This is a genomic window from Massilia sp. UMI-21, from assembly GCA_015277795.1.
Taxonomy (GTDB): Bacteria; Pseudomonadota; Gammaproteobacteria; order Burkholderiales; family Burkholderiaceae_D; genus Telluria.
The window spans coordinates 4,347,069-4,373,463 of sequence record CP063848.1 but is presented as its reverse complement, the minus strand read 5'-3'; the positions used below and the strand labels follow the sequence as shown (position 1 = coordinate 4,373,463).

The following is a 26,395-nucleotide window of genomic DNA, read 5'->3' as shown; positions in this document are numbered from 1 at the left end:
GTATTTCCTTACTTGGCCGGCGCGGCCGGCGCGCGCAGGAAGGACGGCACGAAGCCGGTCACCAGGGCGGTGCCGACCAGCACGATGCCGGAACCGAGCAAGGTATGCCAGCCGATCACTTCATGCAGGAAGATCGCGCCCCACAGGATGCCGAACATCGGATTCAGGAAGGTCACGGTGAGCGCCGAGGTGGTGCCGACTTCCTCGATCAGCTTGAAGTAGAGGATGTAGGCGATCCCGCTGCACAGCACGCCCAGGGCCAGTACCGCGGCCATGATGCCCGGGGTCGGTTCGCCGGGCGAAGGAAAGAAGGCCAGCGCCGGGATCACGCACAGCGTCGCCGCCCACATCGATCCGTGCGCGTTGGCGAACGGGGCCACCGCCCTGGCCGACTTCGCATACTGGCTGGCGACGCTGTAGCTGAAGGCCGCCACCAGTGCCGCGGCGATGGCGAGGGCGGCGCCGGGGCGCTCCGACACGTGGTCGAAACCGACCAGCAGGCTCACCCCGGCCGTGCCGAGCAGCAGGCCGAGCGCGGCGCGCCCGGATACCCGCTGGCGCGCCCACACGGCGCCGACCAGCGCCCCGAACATCGGCGCGGTGGCGTTCAGCACCGACAGCACCGAGGCCGACAGCGTGCGCGCGGCGAAGGCGAACAGCAGGAAGGGCAGGGCCGAGTTGAACAAGCCCAGCATCAGGTAGTGCTTCCAGTGGCGGCGCAGCTCCAGCGGCGCGCCCCTGCCGCGGCGGCGCATGACCCAGGCGACGGCGGCCAGGAACAGGGCCGCGAACAGCACCCGGTATTCGATCAGCACGGCAGGACCGAGCACCGGCGCGGCAATGCGCATGAAGAGGAAGGAGCCGCCCCAGATGGCGGCCAGCGCCACCAGGCGCAACATGTTCACGGTATTCATCGGAAAGCGGGTCCAGAGCAAAGGAGCGATTATGGCGGCATGGCGCGCCCGGCGCCATCGGCTTCTTGCTGTCGAAGGCCGCTTGCGTTACGCGGCGGCGCTGCGCAGTAGCGGACGGTCGGCGGACAGGTCCTGGCGCGGCGCCGCCGCATGCGGCACCAGCAGCGCGGCCGGCACGCCGTTCTTCACGGCGGTCATCTCGGCCATGATCGAGATCGCGATCTCGCTCGGGGTCTTGCTGCCGATGTAGATACCGATCGGACCATGCAGGCGCGCCAGTTGCGCGTCGTCGAGGTCGAACAGTTTCAGGCGCTCGCGGCGCTTGTCGTTGTTCAGGCGCGAGCCGATCGCGCCGACATAGAAGGCGTCGGACTTGAGCGCTTCCATCAGGGCCAGGTCGTCCAGCTTGGGATCGTGGGTGAGGGCGACCACCGCGCTGCGCGCATCCAGGCGCGCCTCGATCACCAGGTCGTCGGGCATGCTGTGCACCAGCTCCACGCCGTCCAGGTTCCAGTTGCCGCGGTACTCCTCGCGCGGGTCGCACACCACCACGCGGTAGTCCATGCCGCCTGCGATCTGGGCCAGGAAGCGCGACAGCGGGCCGGCGCCGATGATGAACAGGCGCCAGCGCGGGCCGTGGATGGTGGCGAGCACGCCGTGTTCCACGCGCAGCACGGCGCCGGCATCGGCGCGCGCCAGCGTCACGGCGCCGCTCGCCAGGTGCACGCGGCGCTCGACCAGTTCGCCGGCGTGCAGGCGCGCCAGCAGTTCGCGCAGTTGGCTGTCCGGCGACAGCGGTTCGATCGCCAGCTCGATGGTGCCGCCGCAGGGCAGGCCAAAGCGGTGCGCCTCGTCGGCGCTGATGCCGTAGCTGACGATCTCGGGACGGGTCGGGCCGATGCCCTCGCTGCGCACCCTGGCGATCAGGTCGTCCTCGATGCAGCCGCCGGAAACCGAGCCGACCACGCTGCCGTCCTCGCAGATGCCCAGCAGGGCGCCGATGGGGCGCGGGCTCGAGCCCCAGGTCTTGATGACCGTCACCAGCTGGCAGCGGCGGCCCGCGGCGATCCAGGCGCCGCAGGTCTTGAGTACGTCGAGGTCGATGCTGTCCATGGTGCCGGCGGCCTTGGTGAAAGATGAACAATGATACAAAAATCGCGGCAGGCTTGCCGGATGGCGCTGTCGTGCGCGCCCAAACGAACGCGGACGCACCAGGCGTCCGCGTTCGGCAGCGCAACGCGGTGCGCTCAGGGCTTGAGCGGCTGCCTGGCCGACTTTTTGGACTTGACCTCGGCCACCGCCCTGTCGATGGCGGCCAGGCGCTGGGCCATGGCCGGGTGGTTCGCCGTGTGCCCGTTCAGGACCGTCGCCGGATGGCTCTCGGCGAAGCGCTTCCAGAATGCGGCCACCTCGTCGACACGGTAGTCGGCCCGTGCCAGCAGGTAGACCGCCAGGCGGTCGGCCGTGGCGTCGAGCGAGGCCGGCATTGCCTTGATGCCGCCGCTGCCGATCAGCATCGAGGTGTCCGGCGTGATCAGGGTCAGGTGATCGATGATGCTGCCGATGGTGGCGGCATTGCGCTGCCGGGCCGCGTGGCCGAGCATGTTGTGCGCCATCGTGTGCGCCACCACGTAGGCCAGCTCCTGGTCGTTCTGGACGAAATCCATCATGCCGCGCGTGAGCATCACGCGCTGGCCGTCGGCATAGGCGTTGACGTTGTCGGCGTTGCCCAGTTCGATGCCGAAGGCGCAGGCGCGCGTCACGGGAATGGTGAGGTCGCGCTGCGCGCCGCGGCGCTCGATCGTCAGGGGCAGGCTGGCCTGCTTCTGCACGATCGGCCCGAACACGGCGCCCGCCCTGGTCAGCGAACCCGGGCCGGTCGGCAGCGGCTGGCCGCCGGCGGCCACCAGTTCGTCGCCCTGGCGCAGGCCGGCCTTGGCGGCGCCGCTGCCCACCAGCACATTGGTCACCTGCAGGCGTTCGCCCATGCCGAGCACCAGGTGCGCGGCCTCGTTGTAGCTGCCCGGGTAGGTATAGCGGTTCTTGGCGGTGAAACCGAGCAGGTTGCGCGCGTGGCGCGTGCACAGTTCCGCATTGTCGATCAGGAGGGGCGCGGCGACCTTGTACAGGCGGTCCTGCAGGGTCGCCATCCGGGTGAGCGTCTCGGCTGCCGCCGCGATCTCCGGGGTCACTCGCGGCGTCTCCGGCGCCGCCTGTCCCGGAGGAAGCGGCTGGCCCGGCTGCATCGGTCCCTGCGTGGCGCAGGCCGACAGCAATACGGCGGTGGCGATACCCAGCGCAGTCTGGCGCAAACTGATACGGGACATGATCCTCCTTCTTTCTGCTCTTGTTATTGTTTGCCGGTGCTGCCGAAGCCTCCGGCGCCCCGTTCGCTCGATGCGAACTCCTCCACGACATTGAAGCCGACCTGCAGCACGGGCACGATCACGAGCTGGGCCAGCCGGTCGAGCGGCTGCAGCGTGAAGCTGGCGTGGCCGCGGTTCCAGGTCGAGACCATCAGCTGTCCCTGGTAATCGGAGTCGATCAAGCCTACCAGATTGCCGAGAACGATGCCGTTCTTATGGCCGAGTCCACTGCGCGGCAGGATCATGGCGGCATAGCCCGGATCGCCGATGTGGATCGCCAGGCCGGTCGGCACCAGCACCGTCTGGCCGGCTTCGATGACCAGCGGTGCGTCGATGCAGGCGCGCAGGTCCAGGCCGGCGCTGCCGGGCGTGCCGTAGCTCGGGAGCAGCTCCTTCAGGCGCGGGTCGAGGATCTTGAGGTCGATATTCTTCATGCTGTTCTGATGCCGTTCTGATGCAATTAAGTAAGTAGGGAACGCTGTTCCAGGCGCTTGGCGATCTCGGAGACCAGCTGGCGCGCCAGGCTCAGCTTGTCGGCGCGGGGCAGGACGGTGTGGCCGGTCTCGTCGAACAGGATGATGGTGTTCTCATCCTGCCCGAAGGTCTGGGGGCCGATATTGCCCACAAGCAGGGGAATCCCTTTTTTCTCGCGCTTGGCCGGGCCGAATGCCATCAGGTTCTCGGATTCGGCGGCAAAGCCCACGCAATAGGGCCAGCCCGACAGCGAGGTGGTGGCCGCCACCGAGGCCAGGATGTCGGCGTTCTGGACGAACTCCAGCTGGGGCGCGCCGCCGCCTTCCTGCTTCTTGATCTTCTGGCCGCTGGCATTCGCCACGCGCCAGTCGGCCACCGCCGCCACCCCGATGAAGACGTGCTGGCCCTCCACGCCCGCCATCACGGCGTCGTGCATCTGCTGGGCGGTGAGCACGTCGATGCGGCGCACGCCGTGCGGCGTGGGCAAGGAGGTCGGGCCGGTCACCAGGGTGACCTCGGCGCCGGCTTCGCGCGCCGCGCGCGCCACCGCATAGCCCATCTTGCCCGACGAGAGGTTGGTGATGCCGCGCACCGGGTCGATCGGCTCGAAGGTCGGCCCGGCGGTGATCAGGACGCGGCGGCCGGCCAGCAGCTTGTGCTGGAACGCGGCGATCAGCTCTTCGACCAGTTGTTCCGGCTCGAGCATGCGCCCGAGACCGGTCTCGCCGCAGGCCTGGGAGCCGGCCGCCGGGCCGAACAGCGCGATGCCGTCCTCGCGGATTCGCTCCACGTTGCGCTGGGTCGCCGGGTTTTCCCACATCTCGACGTTCATCGCCGGCGCCACCAGCAGCGGCACCCGGCGCGGACGCGCCACGCACAGCGTCGACAGCAGGTCGTCGCAGGCGCCGTGCGCCAGCTTGCGGATGAAGTCGGCCGAGCAGGGCGCGATCAGGATCGCGTCGGCGTCGCGGCTCAGGTCGATGTGGGCCATGTTGTTGCCCATGCGCGGGTCCCACTGGTCGGTATAGACCGGCTGGCCGGACAGGGCCTGCATGGTGACCGTACCGATGAAGTGGGTGGCCGCTTCGCTCATGACCACCTGCACGCCGGCGCCCTGCTTGACGAGGGCGCGGCACAGTTCGGCCGCCTTGTAGCAGGCCACGCCGCCGGTCAGGCCGAGGACGATCTTCTTGCCCTTCAGGTCCATGCTCATGATGCCTCCTGGTTCAGCATTGCTGGGTCGGGGTTGTCAGGACTTGTTCACGCGTCGCAGTTCGTCGACGATGAACAGGAAGGCGCCGACCGAGATGCCGATGTCGGCGATGTTAAACGCCGGGAAGTGGCCCACGCCGGCCCAGTAGAAATCGAGGAAGTCGATCACGTGGCCGTAGGCCAGGCGGTCGATCACGTTGCCGATGGCGCCGCCCATGATCAGGGCCAGCGCGAAGCAGAACAGGCGCTGGTTGGCGTGCTTCTTCATCAGGTAGAGGATGAAGCCGACCGCCACCAGCGCGATGCCGGTGAAGAAGTAGCGCTGCCAGCCGCCGGCGTCGCCCAGGAAGCTGAAGGCCGCGCCCGGGTTGTACACCTTGATCAGGTTGAAGAAGCCGGTCAGCGGCAGCGTCTCGCCGTAGGCGAAGCTGCGCTCGACCGTGAGCTTGGTGACCTGGTCGAACAGGATGACCAGCACGGCGATGCCGAACCAGGGCAGCAGGCTGGCGGAAGGCTTGTAGACGGGCCTGGCGGCCGGCGATGCGGGTTTTTCGCGTTTGTTTTTGGTAGCCATGGTAGAGGAAGTGGTGCCCGCCATGCCGCCCCCGGAGGTCCGGGGGGCGGCATGGCGGTGGAACCCCGCAAGGGGGAGCTGTGCCGCTTACGCGAAGCGGCGCGTTTCGCCGCTGCCGAACAGATTGCTGGTGCAGCGGCCGCACAGGCCTGGATGCGCATGGTCGTGGCCGACGTCGCGACGGTAGTGCCAGCAGCGCTCGCACTTTTCCGCCGTCGACGGGGTCACGGCCACCGCTTCGCTGGCGGCGTCGGCCACCTGCTCGACGGCGGCCTGCGAGGTGATGAACACGAACTTCAGGTCATCGTCCAGGCTGGCCAGCAGGGCGTACTTGTCGCCGGCGGCCTTGATCGCCAGCTCGGCCTGCAGCGAGGAGCCGATGGCGCCCGAGGCGCGCACTTCTTCCAGCTGCTTGGTCACGTCGGCGCGCACCTCGCGCAGTTGCGCGTACTTGGCCAGCAGCGCCGCGGCGTCCGGCAGTTCCGGGAAGCTCCACAGGGTCTGGGTGAAGATGGTTTCGTCGGAATCGAGATAGGCCTGCTGGCCGGCGAACACCGCCCAGGCTTCCTCGGCGGTGAAGGACAGGATCGGCGCCATCACGCGCAGCAGGGAATGCGCGATGTGCCACAGCGCGGTCTGGGCCGAGCGGCGGGCGAGCGAGTCCACGCCGGTGGTGTACAGGCGGTCCTTCAGGATGTCGAGGTAGAAGCCGCCCAGGTCTTCCGAGCAGTAGTTCTGCAGGCGGGCGACCACCGGGTGGAACTCGTAGCGCTCGAAGTTGCCGGCGATGTCACTCTGCAGCTGGGCCATCGAGGCGATCGCGTAGCGGTCGATCTCGAGCAGCTCGGCCACCGGCACGGCGTGCTTGGCCGGGTCGAAGTCCGAGGTGTTCGCCAGCAGGAAGCGCAGGGTGTTGCGGATGCGGCGGTAGGATTCGGTGACGCGTTTCAGGATCTCCTCGCCGATCGACAGCTCGCCCGTGTAGTCGGTCGAGGCCACCCACAGGCGCAGGATGTCGGCGCCCAGGGTATCCGAGATCTTCTGCGGCGCCATCGTGTTGCCGAGCGACTTGGACATCTTCTTGCCGTTCTCGTCGACCGTGAAGCCGTGGGTCAGCAGCGCCTTGTAGGGCGGACGGCCGTTGAGCATCGACGAGGTCAGCAACGAGGAATGGAACCAGCCGCGGTGCTGGTCCGAGCCTTCCAGGTAGAGGTCGGCCGGGAAGGCGGACTGCTCCTTGTGCGAGCCGCGCAGCACGGTCTGGTGGGTCGAGCCCGAGTCGAACCACACGTCCAGCGTGTCCTTGTTCTTTTCGTACTCGAGCGCGTCCGCGCCCAGCAGGTCGCCCGGTTCGAGCTGCTGCCAGGCCTCGATGCCTTTCTGTTCGATCAGCTGGGCGACCTGCTCCAGCAGTTCCGGCGTGCGCGGGTGCAGCTCGCCGGTTTCCTTGTGGATGAAGAAGGCCATCGGCACGCCCCACTGGCGCTGGCGCGACAGGGTCCAGTCCGGACGGTTGGCGATCATGCCCTGCAGGCGCGCCTGGCCCCAGTCGGGGAAGAACCGGGTCTCGGCGATGCCGCCCAGGGCGGTCTCGCGCAGGGTCGGGCCGCCGTCCTTCGGGGTGATGTCCATGCCGGCGAACCACTGGGACGTGGCGCGGTAGACGATCGGGGTCTTGTGGCGCCAGCAGTGCATGTAGCTGTGGTCGAACATCTTCAGTTCGAACAGGGCGCCGGCGGCGCGCAGGGCCTCGCAGATCGGCTTGGACGCTTCCCAGATGGTCATCCCGCCGAACAGCGGCAGGCTCGGGGCGAAGCGGCCGTCGCCCATCACGGGTTTGAGGATCTCGTCGTCCTTCATGCCGTGCGACTTGCACGACTGGAAGTCTTCCAGGCCGTAGGCAGGGGCCGAGTGGACCACGCCGGTGCCGCTGTCGACCGTGACGTAGTCGGCCAGGTACATCGGCGAGCTGCGGTCGTAGAACGGATCCTGCGCGTGCAGCGGGTGCTTGAAGCGGATGCCGCCCAGCTTTTCGCCCAGGGTGGTGGCGATGACCCTGCCTTCGAGCTGGTAGCGCTGCAGGGTGGCTTCGACCAGGTCCTGGGCCATGATCAGGAGCAGGGGCTCGCGTCCACCCTCGACCTCACGCTCGGACTGCACCAGCGCATAGGTGACTTCGGCATTGGCGTTCAGGGCCTGGTTCGAGGGGATGGTCCACGGGGTGGTGGTCCAGATCACGATGAAGCCATTGGCGGTCGGCAGCGCCTCCAGGCCGAAGGCGGCGGCGACTTTTTCCGGTTCCGCGAACGGGAAGCCGACGTCGATCGCCGGATCGCGCTTGTCCTGGTATTCGACTTCCGCCTCGGCCAGCGCCGAGCCGCAGTCGAAGCACCAGTTGACCGGCTTCAGGCCGCGGTAGACGTAGCCTTTTTCGAGCAGCTTGCCGAGGGCGCGCAGCTCGTCGGCCTCGTTACCGTAGGCCATGGTCATGTAGGGGTTTTCCCATTCGCCCAGCACACCCAGGCGGATGAAGCCGGCGCGCTGGCGGTCGATCTGCTCGAGCGCGTAGGCGCGCGCTTTCTGCAGAACCTCGGCAGTGGGAAGATTCTTGCCGAACTGTTTCTCGATCTGGATCTCGATCGGCATGCCGTGGCAGTCCCAGCCCGGCACGTAGGGCGCGTCGAAGCCGGCCATGGTGCGCGATTTCACCACCATGTCTTTCAGGATCTTGTTGACGGCGTGGCCGAGGTGGATGTCGCCGTTGGCATAGGGCGGACCATCGTGCAGGATGAACTTGGGACGGCCGGCGGCGGCCTTGCGGATGCGATGGTAGATCTTCTTTTCCTGCCATTGCTTGACCCAGCCCGGCTCGCGCTTGGCGAGGTCGCCGCGCATCGGGAAGGCGGTGTCGGTCATGTTGACCGGGTATTTGCTCTCTGGCTTCTTGGCGGCCTTCTGGCCAGCATTGTTCTGGACGGCGCTTTTCTGGTCTGGTTTGGTATCGGACATAGGTTTTTCTCTAGGGGATTCGATGTGGTGTCGCGGCGGGCGTCGCTGGCGCCGCAGCGCGCTCGGGCGCGCCGCTGGCGGCAGGCGGGCGTCAGGCGGGCGTCAAATTCGGTCGGTCGCGGTCAGCGCGCCGTTGCGGTGCGCGAAGAAGGCGCGGGCCTGGATGGCGTCGCGCTCGATCGCGGCGGTGAGCGTGGGCAGGTCGACATATTTCTCTTCGTCGCGCAGCTTGGCCAGGAATTCCACCCGCACCAGCTTGCCGTAGGCGGGCTGGCCGTAGTCGAATACGTGGACTTCCAGCAGCATGCGGCCGGCGTCCTCGACGGTGGGGCGCACGCCCAGGCTGGCCACGGCCGGCAAGGGCTGCGCGGCCAGTCCATGCACCTGCACCACGAAGATGCCGTTCAGGGCAGGGCGGTGCGCCACGCGCAGGTTCAGGGTCGGGAAGCCCAGCGTGCGTCCCAGCTTCTGGCCGTGGATCACGTGGCCCGACATGGCGTAGGGGTGGCCCAGCAGTTGTTGGGTGGCGGCGAAGTCGCCGGCGGCCAGCGCCTCGCGGACGGCCGAGGACGAGATGCGGCGTTCGCCCAGCATCACGGCATCCAGGGTCTCGACCTGGAAGCCGTAGTCCCGGCCGGCTTCCTGCAGCATGGCGATGTCGCCGGCACGGCGCGCGCCGAAGCGGAAGTCGTCGCCGACCATCAGCCATTTCACGTGCAGGCCGTCGACCAGGACGCGTTCGATGAAGTCGCGCGGCGACTGGGCGGCGAAATGTTCGTTGAAGTGTTCGACGATGACGCGGTCGATGCCGGCTTCGGCCAGGTCGCCCAGCTTGTCGCGCAGGTTGGCGATGCGGGCGGGGGCCTTCGACAGGTCGCCGGAGCGCATCGCGAAGTATTCGCGTGGATGCGGCTCGAAGGTCATCACGGCCGCTTCGATCCCGAGCCTGGCGGCGGCGCCGCGCACGTGCGCCAACAATGCCTGGTGGCCGCGGTGGACACCGTCGAAGTTGCCGATCGTGAGCGCGCAGGGTGCGCGCGCCCTGTCGTTGGGAAGTCCGCGAAATACCTTCATCAATGTTCCAGTGGCGCAGCCGGCCGGTCCGGCGCGAAATACCTGATTATACGGTAACTCGCATGTTGCACAGCAACGAAGGCCCGGATGCCGGCAGGCAGTAGGGATGTGCCGGGGAAAAAAAAAACGCCGCCTGCGGACAGGCGGCGTTTCGCGATCGCGCGATCAGCCGGACGATCAGGCGATCGGACGGTTGATTGCCATGATCCAGTAGCGTGCCAGGTCGGCGCTGCCGTCCTTGCCCTTCACGCTCTTGAACGTGGTGATCGCCTGTTGCTTCTTGCCGGCCGCGGCATAGGCCTCGCCGAGGCGCAGCTTGGCTTCGTCGGCACGGCGCAGGCCGCCGGCCTTGATGGCCGCTTCCATCATCTTCAGGCCCTTGTCGGCCTGGCCGGCTTGCACCAGCGCGTAACCGAGACCCACCAGCGCGTCGTTGTCCTTGGCGGCGGTGTATTCGGCTTCCAGGGCAGCGACGTTCTTGTTCTGCTCGGCCAGGCTCTTTTCCGCCAGGTCCTTCAGGCGCTTGTGGCGCTCGGCGTCCGAACCGGTGCCCAGGGCGCCGGCCTTGTAGCCCTTGTCGATGATCTTCAGCGCTTCGGCCGGGGCCTTTGCCTGCAGCACCAGCTGAGCCATTTCCATGAACTCGCTCGGCTTCTTCATCAGGTTGTTCGCGAGCTTGAGACGATAGACGTCGACCGACAGGCGGCTCGAGAAGCCCGGCTTGCCCTGCACGCGGTTCAGCAGGTCGTTCCAGTACTGTGCCTTCGGATAACCGGCGGCCAGCTTCTCGATGGTGTTGACGTAGCCGGCCTTGTCATTCTTCTTCAGCTGGATGTTCGCCAGCATGCCGAGCTCGTCTTCGCTCAGGCGGCCGCTCTTCTCGGCGTTGCGCAGTTCCTGCTCCAGCGCGGCGACATTGCCCTGCTTGTAGTAGTTCTGCAGCAGATAGGCGCGCAGCTTCGGATCGTTGTCCTTCGCCAGCAGCTTCTTGATGGTGGCGTTTGCCTTGTTCAGGTCGCCGGCGCGCATGTAGATGCCGACCAGGCCTTCCGAGAATTGGGCACGTTCGTTGGCGCTCAGCTTGCCCGAATCGAGCAGGTCTTCGAACGATTTGGCGGCCGTGTTCCAGTCGCCGGCCGACGAGGCTGCCGAGGCACGTACGCGCTCGATCAGGAAGCGTTCGTCGTTGTTCTTCGCTGCCTTGTCCGCTTCGCGCAGGGCGGCCAGTGCACCCTTGTGGTTGCCCTGTTTCATCAGCGCCTGGGCCTGTTGCAGTGGCTTGCCGACTTCCGGACGCAGGGTAACCGCAGCGTGCGCAGGGGCCAGTCCGACGACAGGGATGGTTGCAGTGAAACCGAGGGCGGCCAGTGCGAGGCCAAGGTGTGCGAGACGGAATTTAATCATCTGAAAACATCCTTCTTCAAAATGGACACGGCAGGGAAACCCTGCCGTGTTGGTCATACATGGATCGGTTACTGGAACTGCTCGTTACCGACCATGCCGATCTTGGTGACGCCGAGACGTTGTGCAGTTGCCATGACACCGGCCACTGCCTTGTACTCGACCAGCTTGTTCGGACGCAGGTGCACTTCCGGCTGGTCAGGCATTGCAGCGACACTGTTCATCTTGGCTTCCAGCGTTGCACGGTCCGGGACAACCTGGCCATCCCAGAGGATGGTGCCGTCGAAGTCCACGTCAATCGTCACTACCACCGGCTGGGTGGTCGACGGCGGCGGCGTGCCGACCGGCATGTTCAGATTGACCGAGTGGTTTTGCTTCGGAATCGTGATAATCATCATAATGATGAGAACGAGCAGGACGTCGATCAGCGGCGTCATGTTCATTTCCATCATCGGTTCCGGATCAGCTCCTTTAGCGGAGCCCGAACCTACGTTCATGCCCATGGTGTTTCCTTTTCAAATGTTGGGGTCGCGGACGCGATATCAAGACCTTCCGGAGAAAATCTCGATATCGCGGACGGGGATTTAGCCCCTGTCAGGCGGTTCGATGACGAAACCGACCTTCTGAATCCCAGCACGCTGAGCCGTGTAGATCACCCGGCCGACCGCTTCGTAGCGGCTTTCCTGGTCGCCGCGAACTTTCACTGCCGGTTGCGGCACCTTCACCGACTGCTCCGCGAGGAACTTGAACAGCTCGTCCGTATTCGCGATGCGCGTCTGGTTGTAGTACATCTCGCCATCTTTGTTGATGGTGATGTTGACGTCTTCCGGCTTGGTCTTGGTGACCTGGTTCGTCTCCGCAGGCAGGTTAACTTTCTGCAGGTTCAGAACAACCGGGCTGGTGATCAGGAAGATGATCAGGAGAACCAACATGATGTCCACGAGGGGCGTCGTGTTGATCTCCGACATCACGGTATCATCATCTCCGGAATCGGAGCCGACACTCATCGACATGATTAACCAGCCTTCTTGGCGCCAGCAGCTGCGTTCGAGGTCGACATGGCGCCCGAGATCAGGACCGAGTGCACGTCAGCCGAGAACGAACGGATGTCTTCCATCGCCGACTTGTTACGGCGAACCAGCCAGTTGTAACCCAGAACCGCCGGGACTGCAACGAACAGACCGAATGCGGTCATGATCAGTGCTTCACCCACCGGGCCTGCCACTTTGTCGATCGATGCGTTACCCGACATACCGATGGCGGTCAGCGCGTTGTAGATGCCCCAGACGGTACCGAACAGACCGATGAACGGCGAGGTCGAACCGACGGTTGCCAGGAACGACAGGCCGTCTTGCAGGCGCGACTGGACGCGGTCCACGGCGCGCTGGATCTGCATGGTCACCCAGGTCGACAGGTCGATCTGCTCGAGCAGGGCGCCGTCGTGGTGCTGGGTTGCCTTGGTGCCGGTTTCAGCGATGAAGCGGAACGGCGAGCCTTCTTTCAGCTGTGCCGAGCCAGCGGCGATCGACGGTGCTTTCCAGAACTTGGCCGAAGCTTCCTTCGACTGGCGCATGATCTTCTGCTGGTCGATCAGCTTGGTGATGATGATGTACCACGAACCCATCGACATCAGCGACAGGATGATGATGGTGCCCTTGTTGACGAAGTCGCCTTCTTCCCACATGGCCTGGAAGCCGTACGGGTTGTGGACTTCTTCTTCGGTAGCGCCTTCAGCGGCGGCCGGAGCGGCAGCGTCGCCAACCGGAGCGGCTGCGTCGGTCGCCGCAGCGTCGACTGGTGCAACTGCGTCGGCAGCCGGTGCAGCCGCGTCAGCCGCTGGAGCTTCAGCGCCTGCGGCAGGAGCGTCAGCGAAGGCCGGTGCGGAGACCAGTGCCGACGCTGCCGATACCGAGAACAGGACAGCCGCGAGCATAGCGGACAAACGGGTATTCTTAAACATGCTTCCTCCAAAAATATAAAATAGACAGTTCGCTGAACTTAGTAACAACGAAAATCATAGAGTTGAGACGATGCTCTGTCTCGGTTTTATTCCAGCGTCCAGACGTACTGCACCGCTGTCCACGCCTGTTGCGGCTGGCCATCGACCGTGGCCGGCTTGAATCGGCATTTGCTCAGGGCCGATTGTGCAGCCCTGTCCAGATCGCGGAAGCCACTCGACTTCTGCAGTTTGGATTCCATCACTCGACCATCGACACCAATCAGGAACTGCAGGGTCGTGGTACCCGTTTCTTCGTTACGCTGCGACGAACGCGGATATTCCGGACGCGCGCAAGTGTTGAAGTCTGCCACTGCCTCGGTACGGCTCGGACCACGCGGCGCTGCCGGTGGTGCCGGCGGGGCCGGAGGAGCCGGAGGCTGCAGGACGGTCGTCGGCGGCGGGGTGTTGGTGGCCGTGACGATCGCGTTCTGCGGCGGCGGAGGCTGCTGCACCTGCACTTCGACCGGTGGGATGAAAGGCGGTGGCGGAGCCTTCATTTCCGGCGGTGGTGGCGGTGGCGGCGTTTCCGGCGGTGGCGGCGGTTTCACCTCTTCAATCAGTTTCGTTTCCACAGCCTCGGTCACCTTGCTCACGATCCGGGTTCCCAAGCCATTGATGACGGCCCAAGCTACCAGTACGTGCAACAGGATGACAATGGCGAGACCTGTGAAATTCTTTCCCGGGTTCTTCTCATGCGAAAAATTCATGCCATCTTTCTCCAATACCAACTCTTTTTTGTTGCCACTAAACCCACTAAACACGACAAAAACCTAGGGCCGCATCCGGGACATCAAAGAATTATACCTACGAATTCTTTTTTGAGGAGACATTTTTAGCCCCCTGAAAGCATCCTATCTACCTGTAAAAACAGGCAAAGCAGCCCATCTATACAAGCCCGGCGGCGGGTCGTGCGTGGTCCAGAAAGCAGGGAAGATTTGTAAGTTTATGTAGCAGTTCTCCTCCATCTGTGGATCGTCTGGCATGGATGCCGGTTTTACCAAATTTTTCTTGCCAAAACAGCCTAGCAGCAAATTTCCTATGACGGAGCTGGGCGCTTTACACAAACTATAGCTAGTTCCACCGAAGCGGCGCGTACTGTTGAGCTCCTGGTCGCCCGGCCGTTTTTACGCCCCAGGACATAGCAAAAACTCATGGCAGAACCGCGTCTTGATATGCTTCAGTTGTGCTTCTGATAATGCTTTACCCGATATCTACTGCTCATGCATAGCAAAACTACATGGAAAACGCGGTTTTGAACAGTGTGTTGGCGCACCAATGCGCAAAAAAATTACGTCGAGGTGGTCGTTTGGGCTGGGGGAGGGTGGTAAAACGTGCGGTCAGGCATGGAAAGGATGCCTGGGCTGCATGGGTAGGCGATGTTGGGCGGGGTGGCGCGCGGCTGACCGGGGAAAGCCGTCGGCTTGCCCGGTCAGGCGATGGAGTAGCGCGCAAGGACGCGCAGCGCTACCGACAGCCGATCGGAAGCCGGCGGCTGCGATCGGCTGCGGTGATGCGGCTGGTTCAGCGTCCGCGCTTTTCGCGGCGGCACTCCAGGAAGCTGACCACATGGCCGCTCGGATCCACGGTCTCGAGCCTGACATCGAAGCCCCACAGGCGGGCAACGTGTTTCAGCACCTCTTGCGCCTGCTGGTTCAGCGGCCGGCGGTTGAACTGGGTGTGGCGCAGGGTCAGTGCGCGGTCATCCCGGGTATTGACCTGCCAGACCTGGATGTTCGGCTCGCGGCTGCCGATATTGTACTGCTCGGCCAGCTTGTGGCGCACGTAGCGGTAGCCCTGCTCGTCGTGGATCGCCGAGATGGTCAGTTTGTCGCTGCGGTCGTCGTCGAGCACGGCGAAGAAGTGGAATTCCCGGATCAGCTTGGGCGACAGGTACTGGGCGATGAAGCTCTCATCCTTGAAATTGCGCATCGCGAAGTCGAGGGTCTTGATCCAGTTGCTGCCCGCAATGTCCGGGAACCAGGCACGGTCTTCGTCGGTAGGGTCTTCGCAAATGCGGCGAATGTCGCTCATCATCGCAAAACCGAGGGCATACGGATTGATCCCGCTGTAATACGGGCTGGTGGCCGGCGGCTGGTACACGACGTTCGTATGGCTCTGCAAAAACTCGAGCATGAAGCCGTCACCGACGATGCCCTCTTTATAGAGGTCTTGCAGGATCGTGTAGTGCCAGAAGGTGGCCCAGCCCTCGTTCATGACCTGGGTCTGGCGCTGCGGATAGAAATATTGCGAGATCTTGCGCGTGATGCGCACCAGCTCGCGCTGCCAGGGTTCCAGCAGCGGCGCGTATTTCTCGATGAAGTAGAGCAGGTTCTCTTCCGGCTCGGGCGGGAAGCGCACCGGGGCCGTGGCGGCAACCTGTTCCTCGCGCAGCGGCAGCGTGCGCCAGATCTCGTTCACCTGCGACTGGGCATACTCTTCGCGCTCTTTCTGGCGCGCGGTCTCTTGCGCCACCGACAGCTTGGCCGGCCGCTTGTAGCGATCCACGCCATAGTTTTGCAGCGCATGGCAGGAGTCGAGCAATTCCTCGACCGCATCGATTCCGTAACGCTGTTCGCACTCGGCAATATAGTTCTTAGCGAAGACCATGTAATCGACGATGGCGTCGGCGTCGGTCCAGGTGCGGAACAGGTAGTTGCCTTTAAAGAAAGAATTGTGTCCGTAGGCAGCATGCGCGATGACCAGGGCTTGCATCGTCAGGCTGTTTTCCTCCATCAGGTAGGCGATGCAGGGATTCGAGTTGATCACGATCTCGTAGGCCAGCCCCATCTGGCCGCGCTTGTAGCTTTTTTCGGTTGTCAGGAAGTGTTTGCCGAACGACCAGTGGTTGTATGACACGGGCATGCCGACGGACGTATAGGCGTCCATCATCTGCTCGGCGGTGATGATTTCGAGCTGGTTGGGGTAGGTGTCCAGGCCGTAGCGCTTGGCCACCCGCTTGATTTCCTCGTGCGCTTGCTCGATCAGGTCGAAGGTCCATTCGGACTGGTCGGGCAGGGCGCGCGGATTGCTGGGATCTCTTGGCATGGCGGGCCTCTTACTTTGGCTGTTTCTTGAACAGCTCGCGGAAGACCGGGTAGATATCGGCCGGCGTGACGATCTTCTGCATCGCGAAATTCTTGTGGTGGTCGGCCACCTCGCAATACTGCTCCCACAGGTTCTGCGGCGGGCCGTCGGTGATCTCGACATAGGTGTAGTACTGCACCCGCGGCATGATGGCGTTGTTCAGTATCTGCTTGCACAGCACCGAATCGTTGTCCCAGTTGTCGCCGTCCGACGCCTGGGCCACGTAGGCGTTCCAGTCGGCGCTGCCGTAGCGCTCGGTGATGACCTTCTGCAGCAGGTGCAGGGCCGACGACACCACGGTGCCGCCCGACTCGCGCGAGTGGAAGAACTCGTTCTCGTCGACCTCGGCCGCGGCGGTATGGTGGCGGATGAAGACGACGTCGATCTTTTCGTAGACGCGCTTGAGGAACAGGTACAGCAGGATGAAGAAGCGCTTGGCGGTGTCCTTGCGGGTCTCGTCCATCGAGCCGGACACGTCCATGATGCAGAACATCACGGCCGAGGTGCTCGGCTTGGGCACCTTGATGCGGTTCGAATAGCGCAGGTCGAAGGGGTCGATGAAGGGAATCGCATTGAGGCGGATGTGCAGGTGATGGATCTTGTCCTTCAGCGCCAGCACCTCGTCGTCGTCGGCAGGGGCGCCCCGATCGAGCAGGGCCTGCAGCGCTTCCTCGGCTTCCTTCAATTGCCGCTTGGCGGGGCCGCCGACCGCGATGCGGCGCCCCAGTGCGCCGCGCAGCGAGCGCAGCACGTGGATATTGGAGGGCGTGCCGGACACGTTATAGCCGGCGCGCTGGGTCTTGAAATCGATGGTCTGGGTGAGCTGCGTCTTGATCATGTTCGGCAGCTCGAGGTCTTCGAAGAAGTAATTCATGAATTCTTCGCGCGACAGCTCGAAGATGAAATCGTCTTCGGTGGTCTGGTCGCTGTTGCCGGCGCGGCCGCGTCCGGCGCCGCCGCCGCCGCTGCGCGGGCGGTTGAACTGGTCGCCTTTCTGGTATTCGGTATTGCCCGGGTTAACGGTTTCCCAGACGCCCCCGTGGGCGTGGCCGAAATGGGGTTCGTTCACATCCTTGACGGGGATCGTGACCTTCTCGCCGTTCTCGATATCGGTAATGGAACGGCCCTTGATGGCGCGGCCGACCGCATCCTTGATTTGCGCCTTGTAGCGGCGCAGGAAGCGTTCGCGGTTGACCGCGGACTTGTTCTTGCCCTGCAAGCGACGGTCGATGAGATAAGTCAAACTAACCTCCTGTGGTGGCGGCTCGAAGAACCTGCTGCGCGTTGCATCTGTGGTCTGCGATGCTCACCGTACGTTTGTACGGTTGCGCTTCTCGACCACAGCTGCTGCCGCTCGCGACGGTTCTTCGAGCCGCCGATACGTTGCGGGGCGGCTCGAAGAACCTGCTGCGCGTTGCATCTGTGGTCTGCGATGCTCACCGTACGTTTGTACGGTTGCGCTTCTCGACCACAGCTGCTGCCGCTCGCGACGGTTCTTCGAGCCGCCGATACGTTGCGGGGCGGCGCGAAGAACCTGCTGCGCGTTGAGGTTGCGGATGGTTCTTCGAGCGGCCAATGCTATGCGGGCGGACTGGCGGTATCTCGGTACATCTATCTTAATACGCAGCGCAATCGCGTGTGCGGCGCACGCCATTTTTGCAGCGTGCGCCGGCGCCCCTGTCAGGAGGATTTCCTCACGCGCAGGTACCATTCGCACAGCAGGCGGACCTGCTTCGGCGTGTAGCCTTTCTCGACCATGCGGGCCACGAAATCGGCATGCTTGTTGGCATCCTCGGTATTCGCTTTCGCATTGAAGGAAATCACGGGCAGGAGTTCTTCGGTGTTCGAGAACATCTTCTTCTCGATCACGCTACGGAATTTCTCGTAGCTGGTCCAGGCCGGGTTCTTGCCGGCATTGGTGGCCCGCGCGCGCAGGCTGAAGTTGACGATTTCGTTTCTGAAATCCTTCGGATTCGAAATGCCGGCCGGTTTCTCGATCTTCTCGAGCTCGGCGTTGAGCGATTCGCGGTCGAAGCTTTCGCCGGTGTCCGGGTCGCGGAATTCCTGGTCCTGGATCCAGAAGTCGGCGAAGGTCACGTAACGGTCGAAGATGTTCTGGCCGTATTCCGAATAGCTTTCCAGGTAGGCGGTCTGGATTTCCTTGCCGATGAAATCGACGTAGCGCTGCGCCAGGTGTTCCTTGATATAGGACATGTAGCGCTGCTCGGTCTCCGGCGGGAACTGCTCGCGCTCGATCTGCTGTTCGAGCACGTAGAGCAGGTGCACCGGATTGGCCGCCACTTCGGTGTTGTCGAAGTTGAACACCTTGGACAGGATCTTGAAGGCGAAGCGGGTCGACAGGCCGTTCATGCCTTCGTCCACGCCGGCATAGTCCACATACTCGTGCATGGACTTCGCCTTCGGGTCGGTGTCCTTCAGGTTCTCGCCGTCGTACACCAGCATCTTGGAATAGATGCTCGAGTTCTCGGGGTCCTTCAGGCGCGACAGGATCGCGAACTGCGCCATCATGCGCAGGGTGCCGGGCGCGCAGGGCGCCTTGTCGAGCGAGGAGTTGTGCAGCAGCTTGTCGTAGATTTTGATCTCGTCGGACACGCGCAGGCAGTAAGGCACCTTGACGATGTAGATACGGTCGAGGAAGGCCTCGTTGTTGCGGTTGTTGCGGAAGGTCTTCCACTCGGACTCGTTGGAGTGGGCCAGCACGATGCCCTCGAAGGGAATCGCACCGAAGCCTTCGGTGCCCTTGTAGTTGCCTTCCTGGGTGGCCGTCAGCAGCGGGTGCAGCACCTTGATCGGCGCCTTGAACATCTCGACGAATTCCATCAGGCCCTGGTTGGCCAGGCACAGGCCGCCCGAATAGCTGTAGGCGTCCGGGTCGTCCTGGGAATAATCTTCGAGCTTGCGGATATCGACCTTGCCGACCAGCGAGGAGATGTCCTGGTTGTTCTCGTCGCCCGGTTCGGTCTTGGCGATCGCCACCTGCTTCAGGATCGAGGGGTAGCGCTTGACCACGCGGAACTTGTTGATGTCGCCGCCGAACTCGTGCAGGCGCTTGACGGCCCAGGGACTCGGGATGGTGCGCAGGTAGCGGCGCGGCACGCCGTAGTCTTCTTCCAGGATGGTGCCGTCTTCTTCTTCGTTGAACAGGCCGAGCGGCGATTCGTTTACCGGCGAACCCTTGATCGCATAGAAAGGCACCAGTTCCATCAGGTGCTTGAGCTTTTCGGCGATCGAGGACTTGCCGCCGCCGACCGGGCCCAGCAGGTAGAGGATCTGCTTGCGTTCTTCCAGGCCCTGGGCCGCGTGACGGAAATAGGAGACCACCTGTTCGATCACTTCTTCCATGCCGTAGAACTCGCGGAAGGCGGGATAGATCTTGATGACCTTGTTGGCGAAGATGCGCGACAGGCGTGGGTCGAGGCGGGTATCGACCAGGGTGGGTTCGCCGATGGCCGCCAGCATGCGTTCCGGAGCGCTGGCATAGGTCAGTGGATCTTTCTTGCACAGTTGAAGGAACTCCGTCATGGAATATTCCTCTTCCCGGGTACGCTCGTAGCGGGCCGTGTAGTTGTCAAAGATGCTCATTTCGTCTGTCCTTTAGTGTGCTAACAACGATCACTGTCACGGCAGCCCGACTGTGCGAGGGCTGCCTCAGGCCCCGGTATGTATCGGCGTACTCCTTATGGGTCACCCCGCACGCGGAACCGGGGTGGCCGGTGCCGTGGATGCTGGCGATTTTCTTGTTGTCGTCCCGGATGATCCTGGTCGGTTCGTCCGGTCTCCCTTGGATTGGAGAGCGTCTTTTTTTGCGTTTGTGAAATTTATTATGTGCCTATTAGTTCCCGAAGTCAAAGCAGTGTCGTGTGCGTGAATACGGCAGGTGCAAGTGCTTGAATCGAATGAGGAAAACCCGATTTTTGCGGTCTTCCGGCAGTGCCTGCGCGGCGCCCATGAGCTCGCTCCGGCATGGCTTTTGAGGCGAGGCTGAAGCGGTCGATTCGGGCCGGTTCAGGCTGCTTAAATACCAACAGTCGCGATCCGATATTGCACGATATGCTCAAGCTGTGGCGCACGCGTACCGGCGATACGGAGCGCGCCAGCCCACCCGTTTTCCGGGCGTTTTCACCTATGGCAGGAGAGGGCGCCGGCCATGCGTTACACTTGTCTGCCACGTCCCATCGAACCACCACCAGCGCCGGAGAACAACATGCTGAATGACCAGCTGCGCAGCATCCTGCAGAACATGCCCAAGGCAGAATTACATATCCATATCGAAGGTTCGCTGGAGCCTGAGCTGATTTTTGCGCTGGCGCAAAGAAATGGCGTATCGCTACCCTATCCCTCGGTGGAGGCGTTGCGTGAGGCCTACGCTTTCAGCGACCTGCAATCGTTCCTCGACATTTATTACGCCGGCGCCAGCGTGCTGCTGACCGAGCAGGACTTCTACGACATGACGGCCGCCTACCTGGCGCGCGCCCATGCCGACAATGTGCGCCATGCCGAGATCTTCTTCGACCCGCAGACCCACACCGCGCGCGGCGTGCCGTTCGAGACCGTCGTCAACGGCATCTGGCGCGCCTGCCAGGAAGGCCCGATCAGCGCCAGCCTGATCATGTGCTTCCTGCGCCACCTGTCCGAAGAAGACGCGCTGGCCACGCTCGACGAGTCGCTGCCTTACCGCGACAAGTTCATCGGGGTCGGCCTCGATTCGTCCGAAGTCGGCCATCCGCCCGAGAAATTCGCGCGCGTGTTCGAACGCGCGCGCCAGCTCGGCATGCGCCTGGTGGCGCACGCGGGCGAAGAGGGCCCCCCGGCCTACATCGAAAGCGCGCTCGACGTGCTCAAGGTCGAGCGCATCGACCACGGCGTACGCAGCCTGGAAAGCCCGGAACTGGTGCAACGCCTGGCGGCCGAGGGCATGGCGCTGACCGTGTGCCCGCTGTCGAACATCAAGCTGCGGGTGTTCGACGCGATGGGCCGGCACAACCTGCGCGAGCTGCTCGACAAGGGCCTGGCGGCCACCGTCAACTCGGACGACCCGGCCTATTTCGGCGGCTACATGAACGACAACTTCATCGCCGCGTTCGACGCGCTGCCGCTCGACGCCGGCCATGCGCGCCAGCTGGCGCGCAACAGCTTCGCCGCTTCCTTCCTCGACCCGGAGCGCAAGCGCGCATTTCTCGCCGAGGTGGACGACTTCTTCGCGAAGGCGAGTCTCGCCGACGCCGCGACCGTATAAGAGGCGCCCATGTTCATCCAGTCCCTCCGCATGACCGCGCGCGACTGGCGCGCGGGCGAACTGCGTTTCCTGCTGGTGGCGCTGATCGTGGCCGTCGCCGCGCTGTCCTCGGTCGGCTTCTTCATCGACCGTATGCGTGCGGGACTGAACCGCGACGCGCACCAACTGCTGGGCGCGGACCTGCTGCTGAGCGCCGACGACCCGATCCAGCAGCGCTGGCGCGACGAAGCGGCGCGGCGCGGCCTGCTGGTCGCCGACACCGTCGCCTTCCAGAGCATGGCGCAGGCGGGCGAGGGCGAGGCATCGAACGCCAAGCTGTCCGCGGTCAAGGCGGTCTCGCCCGGCTACCCCTTGCGCGGCCAGCTGACCGTCAGCGCGGAGCCCGGCCAGGCCAGCCGCGCGCTCGGCCGCAAGACACGCGACATTCCGGCGCCGGGCACGGTCTGGGTCGACGCCAACCTGCTGCCGGCACTGAAGGTCGGGGTGGGCGACACGATCCAGCTGGGCGACAAGCAGTTCCGCATCGCGCAGCTGATCGCCGCCGAACCGGACAAGGGCGCCGGCTTCGCGAACTTCGCGCCGCGGGTGATGCTGTCGCTGCAGGACCTGCCGGCCACGCGCCTGGTGGACGCCTTTTCGCGCGTGACCTACAAGCTGCAGGTCGCGGCGACTTCCAGAAACGACCTGGCCGGCGTGGCCGCCTACGAGAAATGGCTGCGCGCCGATATCGCGGCGCGCAATGTGCGCGGCGTGCGCATCGAGACGCTGGAGAGCGGCCGTCCCGAGATGCGCGCCACCCTGGACCGCGCCGACAGCTTCCTGTCGCTGGTCGGACTGCTGTCGGCGATGCTGGCCGCGGTGGCGGTCGCGATGGCGGCCCGGCGCTTCATGCAGCGCCACCTGGATGCCTGCGCGATGCTGCGCTGCCTTGGCATGACCCAGAACGGGGTCGGCGCGCTGTACCTGATCGAATTCGCCATCGTCGGCCTGGCGGGCAGCCTGCTGGGCGTGGCGGTCGGCTTCGGCGCCCACTTCGTCCTGGTCCAGATGATCGGCAACCTGCTGCCGGCAGACCTGCCGCCGGTGTCGCCGCTGCCGGCGCTGCAGGGCATCGCCACCGGCATGCTGCTGCTGGTCGGTTTCGCGTTGCCGCCGGTCTTGCAATTGCGTAACGTGCCGCACAACCGCGTGATCCGGCGCGAAGCGGCGAGCCCGCAGCCGCTGGCGCTGGCCACCTATGGCTTGGGCATCGGCGTGTTCCTGGCGCTCCTGCTGTGGCAAGCCGGCGACACCCGCCTGGCCCTGATGACGGCTGGCGGCTTCCTCGGCGGCCTGGCGCTGTTCGCCGTGGTGGCCTGGCTCGGCCTGCGCCTGCTGCGCCAACTGCGCGGCGCGTTCAGGCACCAGAGCTGGCGCTTCGCCATCACCTCGCTGCAGCGCCGCCCGGGCGCCACCGTGGTGCAGGTGGTGTCGCTGTCGCTCGGCCTGATGGCGCTGCTGCTGCTGACCGTCGTGCGCGGCGACCTGATGTCGGCCTGGCGCACGGCCACGCCGCCGGATGCGCCGAACCGCTTCATCATCAACATCCAGCCAGAGCAGGCCGAGGGCGTCGCGCAACTGCTGCGCGGGGGCGGGGTGCGGAACGTGTTCCTGTACCCGATGATCCGCGGCCGCCTGACCGCCGTCAACGGCGAGCAGATCACCCGCGACAGCTACCAGGACGACCGGGCGCGCCGGCTGGCCGAGCGCGAATTCAACCTGTCGACCGTGCCCGACCTGCCGGAAACCAACGAGGTCGTCGCCGGCAGCTGGTACCGGGACGGACCCGGCGTGGCCGAGGCCTCGGTGGAGCAGAGCCTGGCCAAGACCCTGGGCCTGAAACTGGGCGACGTCATGCGCTTCGACATGGCCGGCCTGCCGGTGGAGGCGAAGGTGACCAGCCTGCGCAAGCTCGAATGGGGCTCGATGCGCGCCAACTTCTTCGTCATCATCAACCCGCAAGCGATGGAGAATGCGCCGAAGACCTTCATGACCGCCTTCCATCTTCCCGAAACCGGGGCGCCTGCGGCCGGCGGGCTCACCAGCGCGTTGACGCGCGCCTATCCGAACCTGACCGTGATCGACGTTTCCGGCATCATCCGCCAGCTCCAGGAAGTGCTCGACCAGGTGGTGGTGGCGGTCGAGTTCCTGTTCATGTTCACGCTCGCCTCCGGGGTGCTGGTGCTGTATGCGGCCCTGATGGGATCGCAGTCGGAGCGCACCCGCGAAGCCGGCCTGTTGCGCGCGCTGGGGGCGACCCGCGGGCAGCTGGCAAGCGCCCAGCGGATCGAGTTCGTCCTGGTGGGCAGCCTGTCGGGCGTGCTGGCGGCGAGCGGCGCGGCGGCCATGGGCTGGGTGCTCGCCGAGTACGTGTTCAAGTTCCCCTGGAAGTTCGAGCCGCAGGTGTGGCTGGCGGGCGTGGCGGTGGGCGCCGCCTGCGCCCTGATCGGGGGCTGGCTGGGCCTGCGTGGCGTGCTGCGCCAGCCTCCGCTGCAGACGCTGCGCGAAGCGTAAAGCTTCTTTGCAACAGCGCAGCCGCAGCGGCCACAGGCTGCTGCGGCTGCGCTATGATGGCGGCATGCTTGATTCGAACACCCCTGAAGCACCAAGCCTGTATGAAGTGATGGGCGGCGCCGAGCGCCTGCGCGAACTGGTCGACCGTTTCTACGACCTGATGCAGCTGGAGCCCGACTTCGCCGGCATCCACGCGATGCACCCGGTTCCCAACGACAGCTCGCGCGAGAAGCTGTTCATGTTCCTGTCCGGCTGGACGGGCGGCCCCGACCTGTTCGTGCAGCAGTACGGCCATCCGCGCCTGCGCGCGCGCCACCTGGGCTTCGCCATCGGCACCAGGGAGCGCGACCAGTGGCTGCGCGCAATGGCCTGGGCCATGGAAGACCTGGGCTATCCCGACGCGCTGCGGGTGCGCCTGATGCAATCCTTCTACCATACCGCCGACTGGATGCGGAACAAGGCCGATTGACATATGGGCATGACCGCGATCCTCATTTTGGCGGCGCTGGCCGTCGTCATCGTCCTGCAACTGATGCTGCTGGTGCAGGCACGCAAGGGTAAGGCCGAGGCCGGCGACGGCCGCCACATCGAACGCCTGGAACGCGAGCTGCGGCTCGAGATGCAGTCCACCGCCCAGGCCACGCGCCAGGAAGTGGCGGGGCACATGGGCCAGTACCATGCGGCCACCGTGCAGCAGCTCGACGCCATGCGCCAGCAGATGCAGATGCATTCGGCCAGCGGCCGCGAAGAGCAGGCGCGCGCGCTCAAGCGCTTCGCCGACACGCTGCAGCTGACCCTGTCGAACCTCACCGAATCGAACGCCCAGCGCATGCTGGAAGTGCGCGGCACGCTCGAGACCAAGATCCGCGACCTGCAGAACGACAATGCCCGGCGCCTCGAAGAGATGCGCCAGACGGTCGACGAAAAGCTGCATGCGACGCTCGAGACGCGCCTGAGCGAGTCCTTCAAGCAGGTCAGCGAGCGCCTGGAAAAAGTGCACCAGGGCCTGGGCGAAATGCAGGCGCTGGCGATCGGCGTGGGCGACCTCAAGCGAGTGCTCACCAACGTCAAGACCCGCGGTACCTGGGGCGAGGTGCAGCTCGAGATGCTGCTCGAGCAGGTGCTCACCACTGACCAGTACGCCAAGAACGTCGAGACCATCGCCGGCACCGGCGCGCGGGTGGAATTCGCGATCAAGCTGCCGGGCATGGTCGATGGCGGCCCGCCCTTGTGGCTGCCGATCGACGCCAAGTTCCCGAAGGAGCAGTACGAGCGCCTGCTGGAAGCGGCCGAACTGGCCGACGCCGACGGCGTGGCGCGTGCCGGCGCCGAACTGGAACGCGCGGTGCGCGTCGAGGCCAAGACCATCTGCGAAAAATACGTGTCGCCGCCGCAGACCACCGATTTCGCGATCCTGTTCCTGCCGACCGAAGGCCTGTATGCGGAAGTGATGCGCCGCCCCGGCCTGGCCGACGACCTGCAGCGCGCGCTGCGCGTGACCATCGCCGGTCCCTCGACCCTGAGCGCGCTGCTCAACAGCCTGCAGATGGGCTTCCGCACGCTGGCGCTGGAGAAGCGTTCGTCCGAGGTATGGCAGGTGCTGGGTGCGGTGAAGACCGAGTTCACCAAGTTCGGCGACGTGCTGGCGACCACCAAGGCGACCCTGGAAAAGGCCGCCAAGAACATCGAAAGCGCCGAAGTGCGCAGCCGCCAGATGGCGCGCAAGCTGAAGTCGGTGGAAGCGCTGCCCAGCGAAGCGGCGCAGCTGATGCTGGGCGCGGACGGGCTGGATACCGAATCGTAGGGTGGACGGGTCCGCTACCTGAACGTGGCCAGATAGGCCGGCGGCAGCGCGATCGGATGGAAGGCGCCGCTGAACGCCGCCACGATCAGTGCCGCCAGCACGACGCCGCCCACGATGCCCGCGTAGCCGATACGCCTGCTCCAGGCGGGCCCAGCGCCGGCCGGCAGCAGGCGGCGCATGGCGCAGGCCAGGTGGAGCACGAACGCGGCGACCGCCAGACCGTAGTAGGGCACGAAGAACAGGTAGTAGGGCGCGACCAGCAGGCCCGCCGCCGCGAAGCAGAAGTTCGTATCCAGCCCGAGCACGCTACGCCCGACCATCACCGAGCCGACGTGCACCACCAAAAAGAACGCCAGGTAGAGCCCGGACATGGCCTGCAGCCTGGCCAGGAAGGGCCGCGGCGCTGCGCGCGGCGCTCTCGGCCGCCCCCTGGCCAGCAGCAACCCCGACACCACCTGCACGAGCACCGCGGCCAGCAGCAGGGCCTCGACCGCGCTCAGGCGCGTCACCTGGCGCAGCGCGCCCATGAAGGCAATGTGGTGCTCGACCCCTTGCAGGGCCACCAGGTGATTGGCCAGGTGGACCAGCGCATAGGCGCCGACCGCCAGGGCCGACAACCGGTGGATGCGGCGCAGCGCGTTCATCGGGGCGGACCGGGGCTCGCCCATCGGCCA

General features: G+C 64.8%; 21 protein-coding genes. 4 read left to right on the top strand and 17 right to left on the bottom strand.

Going from position 1 to position 26,395, the window contains the following annotated elements:
* Positions 1-8: 8 nt before the first annotated feature.
* From IM543_19275 to IM543_19200, 16 genes are all read right to left on the bottom strand, one after another.
* Positions 9-899, bottom strand: coding sequence for a DMT family transporter (locus IM543_19275; protein ID QOY96767.1), 891 nt, complete (start codon positions 897-899; stop codon positions 9-11).
* A gap of 102 nt (positions 900-1,001) precedes the next feature.
* Positions 1,002-2,027, bottom strand: a complete 1,026-nt coding sequence (locus IM543_19270; GenBank protein ID QOY93661.1) for an XdhC family protein — start codon at positions 2,025-2,027, stop codon at positions 1,002-1,004.
* A gap of 134 nt (positions 2,028-2,161) precedes the next feature.
* Positions 2,162-3,241: a M48 family metalloprotease gene (locus IM543_19265; protein ID QOY93660.1), complete on the bottom strand. Its 1,080-nt coding sequence runs from the start codon at positions 3,239-3,241 to the stop codon at positions 2,162-2,164.
* A gap of 23 nt (positions 3,242-3,264) precedes the next feature.
* Complete coding sequence (dut, locus tag IM543_19260) at positions 3,265-3,714, bottom strand: dUTP diphosphatase (GenBank protein QOY93659.1); 450 nt, start codon at positions 3,712-3,714, stop codon at positions 3,265-3,267.
* 26 nt (positions 3,715-3,740) lie between these two features.
* Positions 3,741-4,961 carry a bifunctional phosphopantothenoylcysteine decarboxylase/phosphopantothenate--cysteine ligase CoaBC gene (gene coaBC, locus IM543_19255; GenBank protein QOY96766.1) on the bottom strand — a complete coding sequence of 407 codons (1,221 nt, stop codon included), beginning with the start codon at positions 4,959-4,961 and terminating at the stop codon, positions 3,741-3,743.
* Positions 4,962-5,003: 42 nt separating this feature from the next.
* Complete coding sequence (locus IM543_19250; protein ID QOY93658.1) at positions 5,004-5,540, bottom strand: lipoprotein signal peptidase; 537 nt, start codon at positions 5,538-5,540, stop codon at positions 5,004-5,006.
* Between the two features lie 87 nt (positions 5,541-5,627).
* Positions 5,628-8,549 (bottom strand): isoleucine--tRNA ligase, encoded by a 2,922-nt coding sequence (gene ileS / locus IM543_19245; protein ID QOY93657.1) that lies wholly within the window; start codon positions 8,547-8,549, stop codon positions 5,628-5,630.
* Positions 8,550-8,651: 102 nt separating this feature from the next.
* Positions 8,652-9,623, bottom strand: a complete 972-nt coding sequence (locus tag IM543_19240; protein QOY93656.1) for a bifunctional riboflavin kinase/FAD synthetase — start codon at positions 9,621-9,623, stop codon at positions 8,652-8,654.
* Between the two features lie 177 nt (positions 9,624-9,800).
* Positions 9,801-11,027 (bottom strand): hypothetical protein, encoded by a 1,227-nt coding sequence (locus IM543_19235; protein QOY93655.1) that lies wholly within the window; start codon positions 11,025-11,027, stop codon positions 9,801-9,803.
* A gap of 68 nt (positions 11,028-11,095) precedes the next feature.
* Positions 11,096-11,527, bottom strand: a complete 432-nt coding sequence (locus IM543_19230) for a biopolymer transporter ExbD (GenBank protein ID QOY93654.1) — start codon at positions 11,525-11,527, stop codon at positions 11,096-11,098.
* Between the two features lie 81 nt (positions 11,528-11,608).
* Positions 11,609-12,037, bottom strand: a complete 429-nt coding sequence (locus IM543_19225; GenBank protein ID QOY93653.1) for a biopolymer transporter ExbD — start codon at positions 12,035-12,037, stop codon at positions 11,609-11,611.
* A gap of 2 nt (positions 12,038-12,039) precedes the next feature.
* A complete protein-coding gene (locus IM543_19220; GenBank protein QOY96765.1) occupies positions 12,040-12,708 on the bottom strand; it encodes a MotA/TolQ/ExbB proton channel family protein in 669 nt (222 codons plus the stop codon).
* Between the two features lie 362 nt (positions 12,709-13,070).
* A complete protein-coding gene (locus IM543_19215) occupies positions 13,071-13,730 on the bottom strand; it encodes an energy transducer TonB (protein QOY93652.1) in 660 nt (219 codons plus the stop codon).
* 814 nt (positions 13,731-14,544) lie between these two features.
* On the bottom strand, positions 14,545-16,068 hold the full coding sequence (locus tag IM543_19210; GenBank protein ID QOY93651.1) for a SpoVR family protein: 1,524 nt from the start codon (positions 16,066-16,068) through the stop codon (positions 14,545-14,547).
* A gap of 10 nt (positions 16,069-16,078) precedes the next feature.
* Positions 16,079-17,350 (bottom strand): YeaH/YhbH family protein, encoded by a 1,272-nt coding sequence (locus tag IM543_19205; GenBank protein ID QOY93650.1) that lies wholly within the window; start codon positions 17,348-17,350, stop codon positions 16,079-16,081.
* A 437-nt stretch (positions 17,351-17,787) separates the two neighbouring features.
* A complete protein-coding gene (locus IM543_19200; protein QOY93649.1) occupies positions 17,788-19,710 on the bottom strand; it encodes a PrkA family serine protein kinase in 1,923 nt (640 codons plus the stop codon).
* 622 nt (positions 19,711-20,332) lie between these two features.
* Between IM543_19200 and IM543_19195 the strand changes: the two genes are divergently transcribed.
* The 4 genes from IM543_19195 (at position 20,333) to rmuC (ending at position 25,721) form a co-directional block, all read left to right on the top strand.
* Positions 20,333-21,364, top strand: a complete 1,032-nt coding sequence (locus IM543_19195) for an adenosine deaminase (protein QOY93648.1) — start codon at positions 20,333-20,335, stop codon at positions 21,362-21,364.
* A 9-nt stretch (positions 21,365-21,373) separates the two neighbouring features.
* Complete coding sequence (locus IM543_19190) at positions 21,374-23,917, top strand: FtsX-like permease family protein (GenBank protein ID QOY93647.1); 2,544 nt, start codon at positions 21,374-21,376, stop codon at positions 23,915-23,917.
* A 64-nt stretch (positions 23,918-23,981) separates the two neighbouring features.
* Positions 23,982-24,386: a group II truncated hemoglobin gene (locus IM543_19185; protein ID QOY93646.1), complete on the top strand. Its 405-nt coding sequence runs from the start codon at positions 23,982-23,984 to the stop codon at positions 24,384-24,386.
* 9 nt (positions 24,387-24,395) lie between these two features.
* Positions 24,396-25,721, top strand: coding sequence for a DNA recombination protein RmuC (gene rmuC / locus IM543_19180; protein ID QOY93645.1), 1,326 nt, complete (start codon positions 24,396-24,398; stop codon positions 25,719-25,721).
* A 14-nt stretch (positions 25,722-25,735) separates the two neighbouring features.
* Here rmuC and IM543_19175 read toward each other — a convergent pair whose 3' ends face one another.
* Positions 25,736-26,389: a hypothetical protein gene (locus IM543_19175; GenBank protein ID QOY93644.1), complete on the bottom strand. Its 654-nt coding sequence runs from the start codon at positions 26,387-26,389 to the stop codon at positions 25,736-25,738.
* Positions 26,390-26,395 lie beyond the last annotated feature (6 nt).

Coding starts and splice junctions, on each gene's coding strand:
- IM543_19275 (QOY96767.1), bottom strand. CDS start 899: ATGTTGCGCCTGGTGGCGCTGGCCGCCATCTGGGGCGGCTCCTTCCTC.
- IM543_19270 (QOY93661.1), bottom strand. CDS start 2,027: ATGGACAGCATCGACCTCGACGTACTCAAGACCTGCGGCGCCTGGATC.
- IM543_19265 (QOY93660.1), bottom strand. CDS start 3,241: ATGTCCCGTATCAGTTTGCGCCAGACTGCGCTGGGTATCGCCACCGCC.
- dut (QOY93659.1), bottom strand. CDS start 3,714: ATGAAGAATATCGACCTCAAGATCCTCGACCCGCGCCTGAAGGAGCTG.
- coaBC (QOY96766.1), bottom strand. CDS start 4,961: ATGGACCTGAAGGGCAAGAAGATCGTCCTCGGCCTGACCGGCGGCGTG.
- IM543_19250 (QOY93658.1), bottom strand. CDS start 5,540: ATGGCTACCAAAAACAAACGCGAAAAACCCGCATCGCCGGCCGCCAGG.
- ileS (QOY93657.1), bottom strand. CDS start 8,549: ATGTCCGATACCAAACCAGACCAGAAAAGCGCCGTCCAGAACAATGCT.
- IM543_19240 (QOY93656.1), bottom strand. CDS start 9,623: ATGAAGGTATTTCGCGGACTTCCCAACGACAGGGCGCGCGCACCCTGC.
- IM543_19235 (QOY93655.1), bottom strand. CDS start 11,027: ATGATTAAATTCCGTCTCGCACACCTTGGCCTCGCACTGGCCGCCCTC.
- IM543_19230 (QOY93654.1), bottom strand. CDS start 11,527: ATGGGCATGAACGTAGGTTCGGGCTCCGCTAAAGGAGCTGATCCGGAA.
- IM543_19225 (QOY93653.1), bottom strand. CDS start 12,037: ATGTCGATGAGTGTCGGCTCCGATTCCGGAGATGATGATACCGTGATG.
- IM543_19220 (QOY96765.1), bottom strand. CDS start 12,708: ATGTGGGAAGAAGGCGACTTCGTCAACAAGGGCACCATCATCATCCTG.
- IM543_19215 (QOY93652.1), bottom strand. CDS start 13,730: ATGAATTTTTCGCATGAGAAGAACCCGGGAAAGAATTTCACAGGTCTC.
- IM543_19210 (QOY93651.1), bottom strand. CDS start 16,068: ATGCCAAGAGATCCCAGCAATCCGCGCGCCCTGCCCGACCAGTCCGAA.
- IM543_19200 (QOY93649.1), bottom strand. CDS start 19,710: ATGAGCATCTTTGACAACTACACGGCCCGCTACGAGCGTACCCGGGAA.
- IM543_19195 (QOY93648.1), top strand. CDS start 20,333: ATGCTGAATGACCAGCTGCGCAGCATCCTGCAGAACATGCCCAAGGCA.
- IM543_19190 (QOY93647.1), top strand. CDS start 21,374: ATGTTCATCCAGTCCCTCCGCATGACCGCGCGCGACTGGCGCGCGGGC.
- IM543_19185 (QOY93646.1), top strand. CDS start 23,982: ATGCTTGATTCGAACACCCCTGAAGCACCAAGCCTGTATGAAGTGATG.
- rmuC (QOY93645.1), top strand. CDS start 24,396: ATGACCGCGATCCTCATTTTGGCGGCGCTGGCCGTCGTCATCGTCCTG.
- IM543_19175 (QOY93644.1), bottom strand. CDS start 26,389: ATGGGCGAGCCCCGGTCCGCCCCGATGAACGCGCTGCGCCGCATCCAC.